At 68.8% G+C, this 16,509-nt stretch carries 5 protein-coding genes and 1 pseudogene; 3 read left to right on the top strand and 3 right to left on the bottom strand.

Translation table 11 applies throughout. The features are described 5' to 3' along the window. The 3 genes from C1I99_RS10190 to C1I99_RS10180 form a co-directional block, all read left to right on the top strand. Positions 1-1,632 (top strand): cellulase family glycosylhydrolase (locus C1I99_RS10190; RefSeq protein WP_111133970.1); only part of this gene is annotated, 1,632 nt, incomplete at its 5' end. A 306-nt stretch (positions 1,633-1,938) separates the two neighbouring features. Further along, a complete protein-coding gene (locus tag C1I99_RS10185; RefSeq protein ID WP_111133967.1) occupies positions 1,939-2,157 on the top strand; it encodes a hypothetical protein in 219 nt (72 codons plus the stop codon). Between the two features lie 125 nt (positions 2,158-2,282). Then, a complete protein-coding gene (locus C1I99_RS10180) occupies positions 2,283-3,950 on the top strand; it encodes a hypothetical protein (protein WP_111133966.1) in 1,668 nt (555 codons plus the stop codon). Here C1I99_RS10180 and C1I99_RS10175 read toward each other — a convergent pair. From C1I99_RS10175 to C1I99_RS10165, 3 genes and pseudogenes are all read right to left on the bottom strand, one after another. After that, a pseudogene (locus C1I99_RS10175) lies at positions 3,902-4,212 on the bottom strand (DUF4032 domain-containing protein); the annotation flags it as partial. The gene C1I99_RS10180 and the pseudogene C1I99_RS10175 sit on opposite strands and share 49 nt — an antisense overlap. Positions 4,213-4,980: 768 nt before the next feature. Then, the gene (locus C1I99_RS10170) at positions 4,981-5,562 is read right to left on the bottom strand and encodes a suppressor of fused domain protein (RefSeq protein WP_111133965.1); all 582 of its coding nucleotides are present in this window, start codon (positions 5,560-5,562) and stop codon (positions 4,981-4,983) included. After that, complete coding sequence (locus C1I99_RS10165; protein ID WP_146603926.1) at positions 5,559-16,415, bottom strand: LamG-like jellyroll fold domain-containing protein; 10,857 nt, start codon at positions 16,413-16,415, stop codon at positions 5,559-5,561. Before C1I99_RS10165 ends, C1I99_RS10170 begins: the two co-directional genes overlap by 4 nt. Positions 16,416-16,509 lie beyond the last annotated feature (94 nt).

Genomic DNA, 16,509 nt, shown 5'->3' with positions numbered 1-16,509 from the left:
CCGCCGACCAGCCCGCCCCCGACCACGCCGCCGCCGACCGGTGACGCGATGGCGGCGGTGGCCGCGATGCAGCCCGGCTGGAACCTGGGCAACTCGTTCGACGCCACCGGGGACGGCGAAACCTCGTGGGGCAACCCCCGGGTGACGCCGGAGCTGCTCGACAACATCCGGGCGCAGGGCTTCAGGAGCATCCGCATCCCGGTGACCTGGGGCCAGCACCACGGCCCGGCGCCCAGCTACACCATCAACACCTCTTACCTCAACCGAGTCAAGGAGGTGGTCGACTGGGCCCTCGCCGACGGCTTCTACGTAATGATCAACATCCATCACGACTCCTGGCAGTGGATCGCGACCATGCCGAGCGACCGCGCCACCGTGCTGGCCCGCTACAACGCGATCTGGACCCAGCTGGCGAGCGCCTTCCGGAACTCGTCGCCGAAGCTCGTCTTCGAAAGCGTCAACGAACCCACCTTCACCGGCAGCTCCGGCGACGCCCAGAACGCGGCGCTGCTGCACGAACTCAACACGTCCTTCCGCAGCATCGTGCGGCAGTCGGGCGGCAACAACGCCAACCGCCTGCTGGTGCTGCCGACCCTGCACACCTCGACCGACCAGGCCCGGATCGACGAGCTGGTGACCACGTTCAACGGCCTGAACGACCGCAACCTCATCGCAACCGTGCACTTCTACGGCTACTGGCCGTTCAGCGTGAACGTCGCGGGCGGCACCCGCTTCGACGCCACGGTGCAGAAGGACCTGACCGACGCCTTCGACCGGGTCCACACCGCCTTCGTCGCCCGCGGCATCCCGGTGATCATCGGCGAGTACGGCCTGCTCGGGTTCGACCGGCACACCGGCACCATCCAGCAGGGCGAGAAGCTGAAGTTCTTCGAGTTCCTCGGCCACCACGCGCGCAGCAAGCAGCTCACCACCATGCTCTGGGACAACGGCCAGCACTTCGGCCGGACCACATTCCAGTGGGCCGACCCGGAGCTGTTCGCGCAGATCCGGTCGAGCTGGACGACACGCTCGGGCACCGCCTCGACAGACCAGGTGTTCACGGCCCGGTCGAGCGCCATCACCAGCAAGACGATCACGCTCAACCTCAACGGCACCTCCTTCGTCGGGATCCGGCACGGCAGCACCGACCTGGTACGCGGCACCGACTACACCGTCCAGGGCGACCAGCTCACGTTCACCGCCGCCGCCCTCACCCGGCTCTCCGGCAACCGGGCGTACGGGGTCAACGCGGTGCTGTCCGCGCGCTTTTCCCAGGGTGTGCCATGGCGGATCAACCTGATCACCTACGACCGGCCGGTCCAGCAGAACGCGACCGGGACGACGGGTTCCTTCGCCATCCCCACCACGTTCCGTGGTGACCAGCTCGCCACGATGGAGGCGAAGTACGCCGACGGCAGCAACGCCGGCCCCCACAACTGGACGTCGTTCAAGGAGTTCGACCGCACGTTCGCGCCCAACTACGCCAGCAACGTGATCACCCTGACGTCCGACTTCTTCGCCGAAGTGAACGACGGCAGCCGGGTGACGCTCACCTTCCACTTCTGGAGCGGCACGACGGTGACCTACCACGTCACCAAGTCCGGAAGCACCGTCACCGGCACCACCGCCTGACCCCCGCGCACCGGCGCCGACCGTGGCACACGAGCCTGGTCGGCGCCGCCGCGCGTCCAGGGCGCGCACGGCCCGGAGCCGGCCGACCGAAGCCGCCCAGCTCGGCCATCGCCACATCGGCACCGGCCGGCGTGACAAAACCGCATGTCGTACTCCGGATGATGGATCACCCGGCGGCGCCACCTGATGGACCCCCACCCCAGCTCGGCGGCCACCCCGGTCAATGTTCACGGTCCGGGACGGCGAGACAACAGCCAGCCGCCACGCTCCCCGGCCCGTCCGGGCGCCGGCTGCTACGGTCGCCACGTGATTGTCGAGGAGCATTGGTGGAACGGGGATGCGACGGCACGAGGGCGTCGCGACATCTACATCCGTACCGATGGTCTGCGCTGGGAAGTGCAGGCGCAGATCGGCGGTGAGCACGGCCGTTCAGAGGTGCTGGAGTGCGCTAGCCGTGGCTCGGCGAGCATCCTCGCGGGGGCTTGGCGCGGGGGCAACCCGGCCTGGCGCGAGCTGCCTCACTGAGCGTCGCTCCGTCGGCCGTCGGGCTTACCCAGACGCCCCGGCCGTCCGGCCAGGCGATGATGCTCCTGGCGGTAGTGAGCGGTCGGCCGGTCCGGACGGCGCGGGCCGGCCGCTAGGATGCGCCGGTGCACGACGACACCGTGGTCCTGCCGGCGGCCAGGCCGCCGCAGAACATTCCGCTCCCGACCCGGCCCCGCCGCCGGCCCGACGTCTACCAGGTGCTGGCCGCCGTGCTGGTGCTCTGGTCGATCGGGGTCGCCGTGCAGCACACCTGGACGATCGACTTTCTGCTGCACGTAGCCACGGTGCAGGCGCTGGCGCGCGACCTGCTGACCCCGCCGGACCCAATGACCGGGACGGGCTCGGGCAGCCCGTACTACTCGCCGTTGACCTGGCTCCTGGCCGCCGCGGTCCGCGTCACCGGTCTCTCCCCGACCGCGCTCTTCGGCGGGCTCGCGGTGGCCAACATGGTGCTACTGCTGGTCGCCTTCCGCCGGTTCTGCGGCTGGTTCACCACGTCCCCGGCAGGGGCAGCGCTCGCGCTGGTCGCCACCCTCTTCCTGTGGGGGCTGCGCCCGGTGGTGTGGAGCGGCTTCCTCTCCATGCGTTCGCTGGCCGAGGTGCTGCCCTACCCGAGCACCACCGCGTTCGGCCTGATGCTGCTCGCCCTGGACCGGCTGCTGCGCTACCGCCGCGACCGGGACACCGTCTCGCTGCTCTGGTTCGGGCTGCTCGGCGCGGTGATCACCGTGCTGCACTCGTTCACCGCGCTGAACACCGCGATCGGCGCGCTGGCGGTGCTGCTCTCCCCCGGCCCGCGCTGGCGGCCGGCCGACCTGCTCCGAGTCACCGGGGTCGGTGCGGGCGCGTTCGGCTTGGTGGCGGCGTGGCCGTTCGCCACGGTCGGCGACCTGTTTGCCGGCGCCCCCGACTTCGTGACCATCCACCGCCAGCTCGGCGAAGGCATGCTCGACCCGGTGCAGCTCTCCTGCGCGTACGGGTTGTTCGGGCTGGTGCCGCTGGTGCTGCGCGCCCGGCGGCAGGCACGGGATCCGCTGGTGCTGATATTCGGCCTCGCCGCGGTCGTGGTGGCGGCCGGCTTCGCCGCCGGGCAGTACCACCTGCTGCGGTCGATGCCGATGGCGATGCTGGCGCTGCACGTGGCCTTCGGCGCGTTCGTCGCTGGGGCGGTGGCCCCAGTCGACGGCGCCCGTCCCAAGCGGCCGGCCAGTGACCAGCCGGGCGGTGCCGCCGAGCCGCCGGCCCCGCCCGAGCAGGTGGCCGCCGCGCCGGCGGCGCGCCGCGGCCGGCGGCTCCTCGGGGCGCTGGCCGTGCTGACCCTGCTGGCCGGGCTGGCGGTCGACATCACCCCGCTGAACGGATTCATCGGCGCGGTGCCGACCCGGCTGCTGCCCGCGTCGTTGGAGGCGCAGACCCGCACGCCGAGCCTCAGCGGCCCTTCCCACCGGTACGACTTCGTCCGCGATCACGTCCCGGCCGGCGCGACCGTGCTCTCGGACCGGAGGAGCGTCGACCGGCACCTGAACTGGCTCGGCTACTACACGGTCAACCCCGGCTGGCCCAACCCGTGGATCGGCGACCAGGAGGCCCGGGCGGCGGCCCGCCGTAGCCTGCTCTCCGGCGGCACGAGTCCGGCCGACCGGGGCGCGATCGCCAGCGCCTACGGCGCAGACTGCGTCCTGATCACCGGCGGCAAGGTCGCCGGGCCGGACGCGGTCGGCGGCTACCGGCAGGTCCGCGACGGCCGGGGCGGCAGCCTGTACTGCCGCTGAGCGCCCGCTCCGACGATCGGGATCTCCACGCCGAGCACGACCTGCTCGTCGGGGGCGGTACACCAGCACGTCAGACAGGTACGACTGCACCGCGGGCGACCATGCCCACGTCCCGGCCGGCCCGCTCGGAGAGCAGCCACTTGTGCTCGAGGACCTGCGCGAAGATCGCCTGCGGCTCCAGCTTGCGGCGCAGGTGCGCGGGCACCGCCCGGACCACCGGCTCGAACACCTCGGTGAGCCAGCGGTGCGCGGCCTGCTGCTCGCAGGGAGCTGGGCCTGGCTCAACCGCCCGTCCGAGTCCGGGATCGGGCTGTTGTTCGCCGTGTCCCGGGTGTTGAACTGCCCCGTATCCGTGTTGTACCAGCGGGCGTGCATGTTCACCCGGCTGGTCAGGCCCTTGACCCCGGAGACCTCTACGGCCCCTCACCGCCAACACCACCGGGCAGGCACCTGACGGCGCCAGCCCGACCACCGCACCACCCACCAGCCAACAGTCCGAAACAGACCGAAATCGCCGATAGATGTGCATGGCACGGGATGCCTGGCTCAAAACTGCTATACCTAATCAAGGCGGCCCGGCCAAAGCCGGGCCGAGCGCACGCGCTGCAGGCCTACGGCCCCGCGCGCACGCCCACCAATCCCGAACCACCACTGATGACAGCGAGTCACCGAAGCTAAACGAATCGTGCCAGCCGCGAGGCGCCCTACGCTGAGTCTGAACCGACCGCGTTGCCGCGGCATCTCCCAAGCCGCAGAAGATTGGTTTGTGCCAATGTTTTGTCCTGCTTGACGGCAACCGTGACGGCAACACAGGCGCACCGCGTCGGCCGCTCGCACACTTTGCCAGATCGCCACTACGTGCCGTCACCATCAGTCCGGCGGTCAAGCACGAACCGGACTTCCGGACATCCCATACTTCAGACGGGCTGCAAACCATTCGGAGATGCGATTAATCTGACTGCCTGGCTTCGCAAACCGCCGCCTCGCAGTGGCAGATTTACCCTATGGCCCCGAAACGACGGCTACGACACTAGGCAATCGCCGCCCTGTTCAAGTCCATCAAGTCGGGGTCATGCTTGACGAGCTCTTGCTCGAATTTCTCCCAGCCCTGCTCCGAAACAAACGCTGCTTCGCCGGATGTTATAGGAATAAGCCAAACAATGGCTACCTCATCACCGCTCTCGACAACGACGGACTTGAAGTCATCGTCGTAATAGACCGGCAAAGCCGCATACAAATACGAAAACCTAGAAGCCACGGTCGCCTCTGACGGCAGAGCCACAACTTCGCCACGAAGCACGGCTTCGCGGGAATCCAGGCATTTCGACCAAACAAATTCGAGCGCACCAAGCAAAGGAACCCGAGAAGCGTCGGCGGGATCATGCGCAGCAGCAATTAGCTCCAAGAATAAGTGCCGGTCATGGCCTGGGCGATGCAACGGCACCCTGCTCAGACCCAAGGTAGCGTAACCGGTCGTGTTGGCAAAAACGCCACCAGCGAAACATCCAACATTGAACGTCGGCAAGCCCTGCCGTGACGTCCCCCTCCAGCTGTTGGTCATCCGCCCAAGACGGCGCTCAAGATGGTCAACCAAAACAGGCACGATCGTCACCCTACACCGTCCTGCCGGTTACCGGCTCCCCTGTTGCAGGGAATGCATTCAATTCGAATGTCCTCGTTATAGAGATCCAATGCTGCTGCACGGTCGTTAGGATACCAACGGTTTGTGTGCGCGATCGGGTAGTGACCCATGTCGCCAGCATGCTGACCAGGTTTCGGGTTTCGATGAACCTCGCCTACGCAGTTCGGCCCCTGCCTCGGACACATCACCCCGCCGGTAGGCCCAGGGGTTCCATCCGCCCAAGCGTCATTGGTCGTGTCCGCGCGGAAATTGCCGCGACTCGACACATGGCCTGATTGATTCGTTCCGCGCACCAGACCTTCGGCGTTTACCGCGCCCGGCACCTCGGGATTTGGATTGGGCAGGAACCTTCCATTCGCTGCCCTACGGCACTCCTCGTTGTTGTTGTGGACCAGCACCGGCTCGTTGCCGGCGATTACATAGTACGTGTGGATGTCGGCGACGGTGAGGTCGCGCATCTCCTCGACGCCCAGCTTGTTGAGCACCGCGACGACGGTGACCGCACCCTTGCCCTTGACCAGCAGCTTCGTGCCGGGCTTCAGGTCCTTGGCGTCGTTCCACTTCCGCTGCGAGGCGTTCCAGAACGGGTGGTGCCAGGTCGTCTCGACCTTTGTGACCTTGCCGTCCTGGTCGCGGACGGTCAGGTCGGTCAGGTCCTTGTCGATGTTGCGGTGCAGCTGGGTGACCTGCTTCGGCTCCGACTTCCCAGCGACCGGGTCGGTGGCCATGACCTTGTCACCGACGTTGACGTCCTCGATCGGCCGCTTGGTGCCGTCGGCCATGAGCACCGGCGTCTTCGGGTCGAAGCTGTGCCGGCGTCCGGGTGTTGAGCAGGACGGGCCAGCACCACCGACCGAGATGCCGAAGGCGTTGCCTCCGCCTCTACCCCCGCCGGAGGACGCTCCACCGGACCGCACGCCGCCGCCGCCCTTGCGGCTCAGCGCACCCAGGCCCGGCACCATGTTCTCCGCGGCCGACCGCGGGTTGTAGGTGCCGGTCGTGGCGAGCTGCGAGACGGCGTCCTCGACACCGGCCTCCGCCGACTCCGTCGCCAGCCGGCCCATCAGGCCGGTGCCGGCCTTCTTGGCCAGAGCGGTGCCGACCTTCGCGGCGATGGCGCCGCCCGCGCCGCCGATCAGGCCGGAGACCGCGCCGGTTCCGAGCGAGCCCAACGCATCGCCGACGCTGTGGATGTCACCCTGCGCGGCGTCCTTGGCCAGGTTGATCAACGCACCCGCGCCAGCCATGCAGGCGATCGCGCCGGCACCGGCGGTCACCGCCGTGCAGGCAATGCCGGCCAGGATCGCGCCACTGATCGCGGCGACCTCCAGCAGGACGTCCTTGTGGTCCTTGACCCACTTCTCCGCCGCGTTCGTGGCGTCGCGTACCTGACTGGCGGCCTTCTTGATCGTTCTCTTCGCCTTGGCCGCGATCTTCTTGCCGGCCTGCTTCGCCTTCGCGAGCGCCTGCTTGGCCCGCTTCTTGACCGCGGCAATCTTCTTCGCGACGTGCTTCCTGGCCGCGTCGTACTTCTTCTTGATTGCACGCTTGGCCTGGTTGTACTTCTTCTTGACCTTCTGTTTGACCTGGTTGTACTTGCGTTTCGCCTGGTGGTACTTCTTCTTGACCGCGGACTTGGCCCGCTTGACCGTCTTCGTGACCGTCGCCTTCGCCGACCGGTACGCCGAGGAGGCGTACGACGAGGCGTACGAGTAGGCGCTGGACGCGTACGACGAGGTGTACGAGTACGCCGAACGGGCGGTCGACGTGACCGAGCTGACTGCGCGGGAGAAGGACTTCTTCAGGCTGCCCCAACCCCAGTGCCCGGTCGGGTCGGTGACGGTCAGCGGGTTCGCGTCGCCGTACTGGTAACGGTTGGCGTTGATCGAGTCCGGGATCGGGCTGTTGTTCGCCGTGTCCCGGGTGTCGAACTGCCCCGTGTCCGTGTTGTACCAGCGGGCGTGCATGTTCACCCGGTTGGTCAGCGCGTCGGTCCACTCCGACTGATAGCCGAGCTGCCCCAGCAGGCCGGCAGTGGCCACCACCTTGCCGAGCGGGTCGTAGGTCACCGAACCGGCCAGCGCCGCCCCGGTCTCCGTGAACTGCCCCACCACGTCGGTGTGCAGGTCCGTCCACACCAACCGCTGGCTGCCACCAGCGGTGGTGCCGACCACCTCACCGGACGGGCCCCGCACATAGCTCGCTGTCGCGTCGGCGGCCAGGTCGTTGCCGAGACCGGTGTACGAGTGGCCGGGCCGCATCGCCCGACCCAGACCGTCGTACGTGTAGGTCTGCGTGCCGCCGGCCGACTGCTGCTCGACCACCTGCCCGAACGCGTCGGCGCGGGTGAGGTTGCCGCCGGCCTGCGCCAGGGTGCCGCGGGCGGTGTAGGCGTACGACACGCCGTCCGCGGTCAGCAGCCGGTTCCGCTGGTCGTAGGTGAACAGCTTGGAACCGTTCTGCACCCGGTTGCCGGACTTGTCGTAGGCGTACGCGGTGATGGTGCTGCCGTTGTTCCACGAGGTCAGCCGGTCGGCCAGGTCGTAGGTGTAGCTGTTCGTCGCCGACCCGGCGAACCCGGTCGTCGTCTTGGACGTGATGTTGCCGTTGGCGTCCCAGCCGTACGAGATCTTCGCCAGCGACGCCCCCGATGACGACGTGAGCTCGTCGTCCTTGAGGCGGCGCAGCGGGTCGAAGGTGAAGTTTCGGGTGTTGCCGTCCGTCCCGTGGGTGATCTTCGCGAGCTGGGACAGCGTGTTGTAGGTGTAGGCCATCTGCACGCCGGCCGTCGGGTTGGCCAGCGTCGACAGCCGTCCTGCGCCGTCGTAGGTGTAGGAGGTAGTGCCGGCCGCGTCCTGGCGGGAGGCCAGGCGCCCGTCCGGGTCGTAACCGAACGTCGAGTTCCCGGAGGGGCCGGTCACCGACACCGGCAGGTCCCGGTCGTCGTAGGTGATGGTGTTCGTGCCACCAGAACCGGAGAGCGAGGTCATCCGGCCGCCGACGTCGTAGCCGAAGACCCGGTCCTCGGTGGCCACCTCGGCGCCCGTACCCGACTGCCGGATCAGCTGCCCCATGTCGTCGTACGAGTTGGTGACCGTCACACCGCCCGGCAGCGCCTGCTTCGCCGGCCGGCCACTCGGGTCGTACGAGATGGTGAAGGTCCGGTCCGCCGGGTCCGGGTGCGCCGCCGTGGCCGGCTCGATCTGCGACTCGGGCAGCCCCCAGGAGTTGTACGTGGTGTAGAAGGCGTTGCCGCGGCCGTCGGTGAACCGCGTCCGGTTGCCCTCCAGGTCGTAGCCGAACGTGGTGACGATGGCGTCCGAGCCGGAGATCGGCTGCGTCTCCTTGGTGACGACACCGGTGGCGTCGTACTCGTAGGTGGTGGTGGTGCCGCGCGCGTCGGTGCTGGCCACCATGTTGCCGGCGGGGTCGTAACGGGCCCGCTGCTCGGACAGCAGGCCGCCGCTTGAGCTGTACTCGGCGGTGCGGACCGCGCGGCCTGCCAGGTCGTACTCGACGGTCGCGTAGGAGCCGTCCGGGCGAATGGTCTTCGTGGTCCGGCCCTCGGCGTCGTACTCGTACCGGGTCCGGTTGTTGGCGCCGTCGATGACGGCTGTCGGCTGGCCGACCGCGTTGTACTCGGTGCTGCTGTTCACCCCGGCCGCCGAGGTGATTTGCGACGGCCAACCCTGGGCGTTGTAGGTGTAGCGGGTGGTGTGGTTCGTGCTCTCCTGCCGCACCACCTCGGTCGTGGTGAGCGTACGGCCCAGGTAGTCGTACGTGGCGGTGGTGACCGCCCCGGTCGGGTCGGTCGACGACAGCACGTTGCCCAGGTCGTCGTACGTGTAGGCGGTCGCGCCGTCGTTCGGCGCGATCCTCTTCGACACCCGGCCGAGCTGGTCGTACTCGTAGCGGGTCACCTTGCCCAGTGGGTCGGTGACCGACGTGAGCTGACCGGCCGCGTCGTAGGCCGTCGTGGTCTCTGGAACGATCGGGGTCGACGTACCCGGCGCCGTGTATGCGGGAGCCTTCTCGGACACCACCCGGCCGGCGGCGTCGTACTGGACCACCGACCAGTTGCCGTTGGCGTCCCGGGTGTCGGTGGGCTCGTCGAACGTGTTGTAGCCGACCCAGCTGACCGCGTTGGCCAAAGCCGGGAGCTGCCCGGCCTGCTCGACCATCGCCGCCGGAGCGGTGGTCTTCACCGCCCGGCCCTCCTCGTCGTACCCGTAGAAGGTGGTGTTCCCGTTCGGGTCGGTGACCGAGGTGGGCAGGCCGTCCTGGTCCAGCGTCTGCGAGGTCCGGATGACCTGCGCGTCCGCCGCCGGCGCGGTGCCCGCCTTGATCTGCCCGATCTCGGTGGCGGAGAGCGCCTTCTGGTACGCCTGCACGTCGCTGACCGAGCCGGGGAACCAGCCCCAGCCGTCCGCACCGCCGATGGTGAAGCCCGTCGCCACGTTGTTGAAGGCCTCAGTCGTGGTCACCGTGGTTTGCAGCACGCCGTCGGCGTAGAGCTTCATGGTCTTGCCGGCCGGATCCACGGCGAGGGCAAGGTGCGTCCAGCTACCCGCCACGGCGGAACCTACCGCCCCTCCGCCGCCGAGCCACGTAGTGGTCCCGTCTGCCTTGCGGACCGCCATGCCGGCGTACCAGCGGTCGTCACCGGGCGCGTAGAAGAGCTTCACCGCGGAGTTACCGATCGCGCCGGGAGCAGCGAAGACAAGCTGCTCCGCATTCCCGAGGGCAGGATTCTCCGAGGCGAGCTTCGCCCAGACGGAGACCGTGAACGCGCGCGTGGTGTCCACGACCCGGGCCGACTTGAGGTAGGCGTCGGTGCCGTTCAGCACGACCGAGCCGCCGCGGTCGGTGGACCAGGTGACGTTGCCGACCGCCGTGGCGGGGCTGTTGCCTGCCGAGTCGGCCGCCTTGGTGCCGCTGGTCTCGTCGAGCTTCCAGCGGGCGACCGGGGTCAGCCCGGTGGAGGTGTACTCGGTCTCGGCAACCGCGCGGCCCGCGCTGTCGTACAGCGCCTCGGAGATGCTGGTGATCGCGCCGTCCGCGCCCGACGACACCGTGGAGACGACGTTGTCGTCGGCGTCGTAGGTCAGCGTGCTGGTCCGCTTCAACCCGGCCGGGTCCACGGTCGTGGAGATGGTCCGGCCGGCGTCGTCGTAGGTGGTCGTGGTGGTGGTGTGGCCGTTGTTGGTCACCTCGGTGACCACGTTGCCCGCCGCGTCGTAGGTGTTCTCCTCGAGCACGAAGGTCTTGCCGTTGTTGTCGCGGCGGGTGACCGTCGCCTCGAGACCGTTGTCCGTGTAGGTGTAGTCGGTGGCCCAGCCCATCGCGTCGGTCTCACTGGCGAGCCGGCCCGCCGGGTCGTACGACCGCTGCATGGTCACCAGGTCGCGCGGCGCCGACGGGTTGTTCGGGTCGCCGGTGAAGCCGACCACGGTCGACGTGAGCAGGTTGCCCTCGACGTCGTACGTGCTGGTGGTGACCCCGCCGTCCGGCTCGGTCTCCTTGACCACCCGGCCGTACAGGTCGTACTCGAAGGTGGTGGTCTGGTTCGCCGCGTTGGTGGTCGACGACTCCTGCCCGTACGCGTTGAAGGCGTGCGTGATCGTCCGCGGAGCATCGCCGCCGGTCAGGTCACTGACCGTGACCTCCGTGATGTTGCCGTCCGCGTCGTAGGTGGTGACGGTGTGGGCGGTGTGCACCGCACCGGTCACGCGGTTGGTCACGCCCGGCTCGGACTCCGTGACCTCGCGGCCGAGCTTGTCGTACGTCCGGCTGGTGATGAGCCCCTCTGGGAAGGTGTCGGTCACCTCCGTCTCCGTGAGCACCCGGCCCAGGCCGTCGTACGTGTAGCGCGTGATCTTGCCGCCCGGCTCCACGATCTCGGCGATGTCGCCGCTGGCGAAGTACGTGATCCGCTGGGTCTGGCCGCCCGGCGTGGTCACCGTGGCCGGGAGACCGGCCGGGGCGAACCCGCCGTCCTTCGCCGCGACCGTGGTGCCGTCGGTGTACGTGGTGCGGGTGATCCGGCCCAGCGGGTCGGTGATCGTGGTCTGGTTGCCCTTGGCGTCGTAGCCGTAGCTGGTCAGGTGCGTGTTGTCGGTCTCGGAGGCCGACCTGCCGTCCCGCATGGTCAGCATCAGGTCGTTGCGGGCGTCCGGGGTGAGCGTGGTGGTCGTCGCGTCCGGGAAGTAGGTGTAGTAGACCGACGAGCACTTGCCGGCGGATTGGTCCTGACAGCTGATGACCTGCTTGGTGTTGCCCCGGACGTCCTGGAGTTCCTGGGTCCACACGCCGCGCGGGTCGTAGGTCAGGTTGCCGTAGCCGCCGACGTCGTAGCCAAACTTGGTGGTGTTGCCCAGACCGTCGGTCTGCGCCACCAGCCGGTTCCCGTTGACCAGGTCGTAGCTGTAGGAGGTGGTCTCCCCGGTCGGACCGGTCACGGTCACCGTCGACACCGGCATCGGGATGGCGGTGGCGACCCCGGACACCATGGTCACCGCGACCGGGGCGGTCTGCTTCGACGCCTGGAAGTGCGCGGCGACCTGGTCCGCGGTGAGCTGCGACCGGTAGAAGGCCACCTCGGCGATGGAGCCGGGGAAGTATCCGACGTCACCGGTGCCGTGCATTGGCCAGCCGCCGGCCCACTTGCCCGCTCCGACGTACGCGTTGACCGCGTCCGTCGCCACCAGCGCGTAGTCGAGCTTGCCGACGGACACCCCGTCCAGGTAGAGCGACTGGGTGTCGCTGGCGGCGGAGAGCACCACGTGATGCCACTTGTCGTCGTTGACCGCCGTTGTGGTGGTGATGACGCGGGCGGAACTGCCGGTCCAGAAGCCACCGCGCAGCTTGCCGTCGGTGCCGACGTAGAGCGACGGGGTCCAGTTGCCGGCCACGGTCGGGTCGCTGATCGGGCTGGCCTGGTACGCGTAGAGGACGCCGCCGGCGGTGTTGCCGGCCGGCACTTTGAACCACATCTCGACCGAGTTCGGGCCGGTGGTCGGCATGTCCTCCGGCGGGAGCACCAGATGCGAGGTACTGCCGTTGAAGGCGGCGGCCTTGCTGTCGCTGAACGGGCCGGCCACGCCCAGGGTGGCGTTGCTGTAGGTGGCGGTGCCGCCCTGCACCTCGTTGACCGCGTCGGTCACCTCGACCTCGCCGAGGCGCCAGTAGTCCGCCGGCTTCGCACCGAGCACGGAGGCGGCGTAGATGTCGCTGCTGCCGGAGACGGTCGGCGTGCCCATCCGCCACACGCCGCCGTTCTCGTCCTTGACGGTGGCGACCCGGCCGGTGGTCTTGTCGTAGCCGACCTCGGCGGTCACGCCGCCCGAGGGGCGGACGACCTTGTTGAGCACCGGGTGGCTGGTGCGGCCGATGCTGTTCAGTTCGGCGGCGGTGGTGCCGGTCAGCGCCTGGTTGAAGAACGCGACCTCGGCGATGTGTCCCGTGAAATAGGTGGCCTTGGCCGGGGTGACGCCGCTGTTGGCGTGGTCGGGCCAGCTGCCGCCGATAAACCCGGCGCCGACCAGCACGTTCGCCGAACCGCCCGGGAGCTGGGCGATGGTCCCGCTCAGGCTGCCCTTGTACACGCCGTCGAGGTGGAGCGACTGCGTGTCGCCGGCGCCGGAGAGCACGATGTGGTGCCAGGCGCCGTCGGTCACCGCGATGTCCGTGGTGATCGGGGTGCCGCCGCCCTTCCAGAACCCGGCGCGCAGCTTGCCGTCGCTGCCGATGTAGATGGACGGCGTGTAGTTGTACGACGTCGTGCCCTTGCTGATCGGGTCGGCCTGGTAGCTGAACAGCACACCGTTCGGGGTGGTGGTCTTGAACCACATGCTGATCGACTGGTACTGGCCGTCCGACACCAGGTTGCCTGGAAGCTGCACGTGGGAGCTGGTGCCGTTGAAGCTCGCGGTGGTCGCGGTCGAGCCGGGCAGCGCGGCCGGCTGGCCGAGCGTCACGCTGTTGTACCGGGCGTTGTCGACACCTGCGTTGCTCAGCACCTCGCTGGCCGCGATGGTCGCGCCGGCGCCCTCGTCCAGCCGCCAGTACGACGACGGGCCGGCGTTGAGGACGGCGTTGGCGTACTGCGAGGTGGTGTCCTGCTGGTAGGTCGTGCACCTGGTGTGGTCGGTCGGCGGGCACACGGTCGCCAGCTGGTCGTTCGCGCCGTAGCTGTACGTCCAGGTGGTCGCGGTGTTCGGGTCACCGGGCACGGCCGGGTCGGTGTAGACCGTGGCGATGTGCGGCTTGGTGGAGCCGACCGGCGTGGACCAGGTGAAGTGCAGCGAGCGGCCGGACGCCGAGGTGATCTTGGTGAGGGTCGAGGACGTGTCGTACGCGAAGGTCAGCGCCCGGCCGTTGGCGTCGGCGATGCGGGTCACCTTGAACACGCCGGCGCCGGCAGGCCGGCCGAAGGTGTAGACCGTCGCATCCTTGTCGGTCAGTGTGTACCCGGTGACCGCACCGCCGGTGTCCGTGGTCTCGACGAAGGTCGAGAACCGGCCGGACGGCGCGCTGAACGTGCCGTTGGCGTTGCGGCCGAAGGCGACGTCCTGACCGGTCGGATAGGTGACCAGCACCGACTGCACGCTGCCGTCGACGTCGGCCACCTGGGTCGCCCGCACATCGGCCACGCTCGACCAGCCGGCGCCGAAGGCGTTCCCGCGGCGGGTGTCGAGGCTGTTGTAGCTACGTGTCACCGACAGGGACGGGCCGACGGTGGCGACGCTCGCGTCGGTGGCCGAGGTGGTGTAGTTGCCGATGCTCGGGTCGTACCCCTTGCCGGAGTTCTGCGCGAGGTTGGTCGTCAGCAGGGGCTGCGGCACCGAGGTGGTGAACGCGTACGCCGGGTAGACCGCGCTGTAGCCGACCTTGTCGTAGACCCGGACGGTGTACAGGTAGGTCTTGTTCCAGGCGAGCTCGCCGGCCGGCACCGTCCAGGCCGGCGTCGTGACCCAGCCGGAGTTGACCACTGCCGCGTTGGTCGCGGCGTCGGTGACGACGTAGTTGTAGGTGAAGCCCTTGGCCGGCCAGTTGTCCGGGTCGGTCGCGCGGGAGAGCAGCTCCGGCGTGAGGGTGTTCACCACCGCGTTGTTGGCCGGGTAACGGAGGTTGATCTGCGGCGCGACGTTGTCGGAGTAGGTAAGCTCCAGGTACGGCTTGTACGCGCCGGACGAGTAGTTGGCCGCGGTGAAACGCTTCCAGGCGTACGAATCGGTCTCCGACGCGGTCAGCGCCAGACCCTCGTTCATCCCGCCGGTCGACCAGTCGTTGAAGGTGGCGACGTTGAGCGGAACGTTCCACCACTTGCCGGTGCTGCGGACCGCGCTGGTGTTCATACAGGCCGGGTAGTTGTCCGAGATGGTCAGCGACCCGATCGACGAGGAGATGGCGGGGCCGGGGTAGCTGCCGGTGGTCAGGTTGGCGACGGTCCACGCCTGGTTGACCCGGTGGACGTAGATCGGCCGGTGGGTATTGCAGTCGTATGACCACGTGTGGTAAAGGTGCAGCTTCGCCGCAGTGATCCGCTTGCCCATGAAGCCGTCGTCGTCGAACTCGTCGAAGTGGATGAACGACCGGGCTTTGACCGTGCCGCCGTTGTAGGTGCCGACCGGAAGGTTGTCGCCGTTGTGGTTGGTCGTGCCCGAGTCGTTGTCGACGTAGACGTCACCGGTCGTGCCGGTCGTCGTGGTCGGGTCCACCCGGACCGGGTACTCACGGGCCGGGTCGCGGAGCCAGGCCTCGTCCGCGACCACCTTCAGCGCCGGCCCGCCGTCGACCGTGACCAGCTCGAAGCGGACATTCGCGGACTCCGCCGGCGCACCCGACTTCGGGTCGACCTTCGAGTCCTGCATGGAGCCGTGCGGGAACCAGGCCACCGCCGTGCCGGCCCCGTTCAGCAGTTCCACCGAACCGTCGTCGGTCAGCCGGGGCGTCAGGCCGGTCAGTCGCAGGGGAAACAGCCAGCTCGACGCCGCCTCCGGCGACCGCAGGATCAGGGTCTCCTTGATCCCGGCGTCGAAGGTCGTCAGCTCCAGGTCCGTGTACGGCAGGACGTCCCGGTAGAAAGCAGTGGCCCCGGTCACCTGTGGCGCCCCGAGCGCGCTGCCTTCGAGCCGGTAGCCGACGGACTCGCCACTCGGTAGGGTGAGCCGGGCCAGTTCCGGCGCCTCGACCTCGGTGCCGGCCTCGACAGCACGGGTGCCCGGCGCGGTTCGGGTCTGCCGCGGGTCACCGGCGACGGCGAGACCGAGCCGGTTCGCCGTGACGTGCAGCCGGCCGTCCGAGCGGCGGGTGAGATTGGAATCGATCTTCTGCCAGGTGCCGTCGGCGGCCCGGTAGTTCACCGGCCGGTTGTACGTGCGCGTCGTGATCGACCCGTCCGCGTTGGTGAACACGTCTGAGCGGGCGGTCGACCGGCGAGCGTCCCACTTGCTTGTCCGGGCGTCGAATCCGGGCTCGGCGGCGCCGGTCTGCTCGGGTGTCGACTCGATCCGATGCGGCCGGTACGAGTCGAGGGTGCCGGCCGCCGGCTTCGGTGCGCGCCCGGCGCCGCGACCCGCGTCGGTTGCCGAGGCGGGTACGTGCGGGTCGACCGTCACCGGCCGCCCCTCCTCCTGCAACGGGAGACCCAAGAAGGCCGCCGAGGCGGACCAGGCGGGCTGTTGAGTGAACCAGGTGAGCCAGCTGAGCGGGAACTCGCCGCCGGGCCGGACCGCCTCTGGCGGAACCGCGACCGTGAGCCCGAAAACCACCGCGACCACGAGCGCCGTACGACGGCCGGCACTGGTGACGGATCGACGCATGGCCGGCCCTCCCGTGAAGTGAAAAGAACTTCGCGGAGTCTGCGGCCTATCCGATCTTCGCGACAAGCTGTCCGAACGGACAATCCTGAGAGAA

This window comes from Micromonospora deserti, assembly GCF_003236335.1.
Taxonomy (GTDB): domain Bacteria; phylum Actinomycetota; class Actinomycetes; order Mycobacteriales; family Micromonosporaceae; genus Micromonospora; species Micromonospora deserti.
This window is presented reverse-complemented; position numbering and strand designations above follow the sequence as displayed.

What these genes read in the sequence shown, in the direction of transcription:
- C1I99_RS10165 (WP_146603926.1), bottom strand. Translation starts at nt 16,415, where the DNA reads ATGCGTCGATCCGTCACCAGTGCCGGCCGTCGTACGGCGCTCGTGGTC.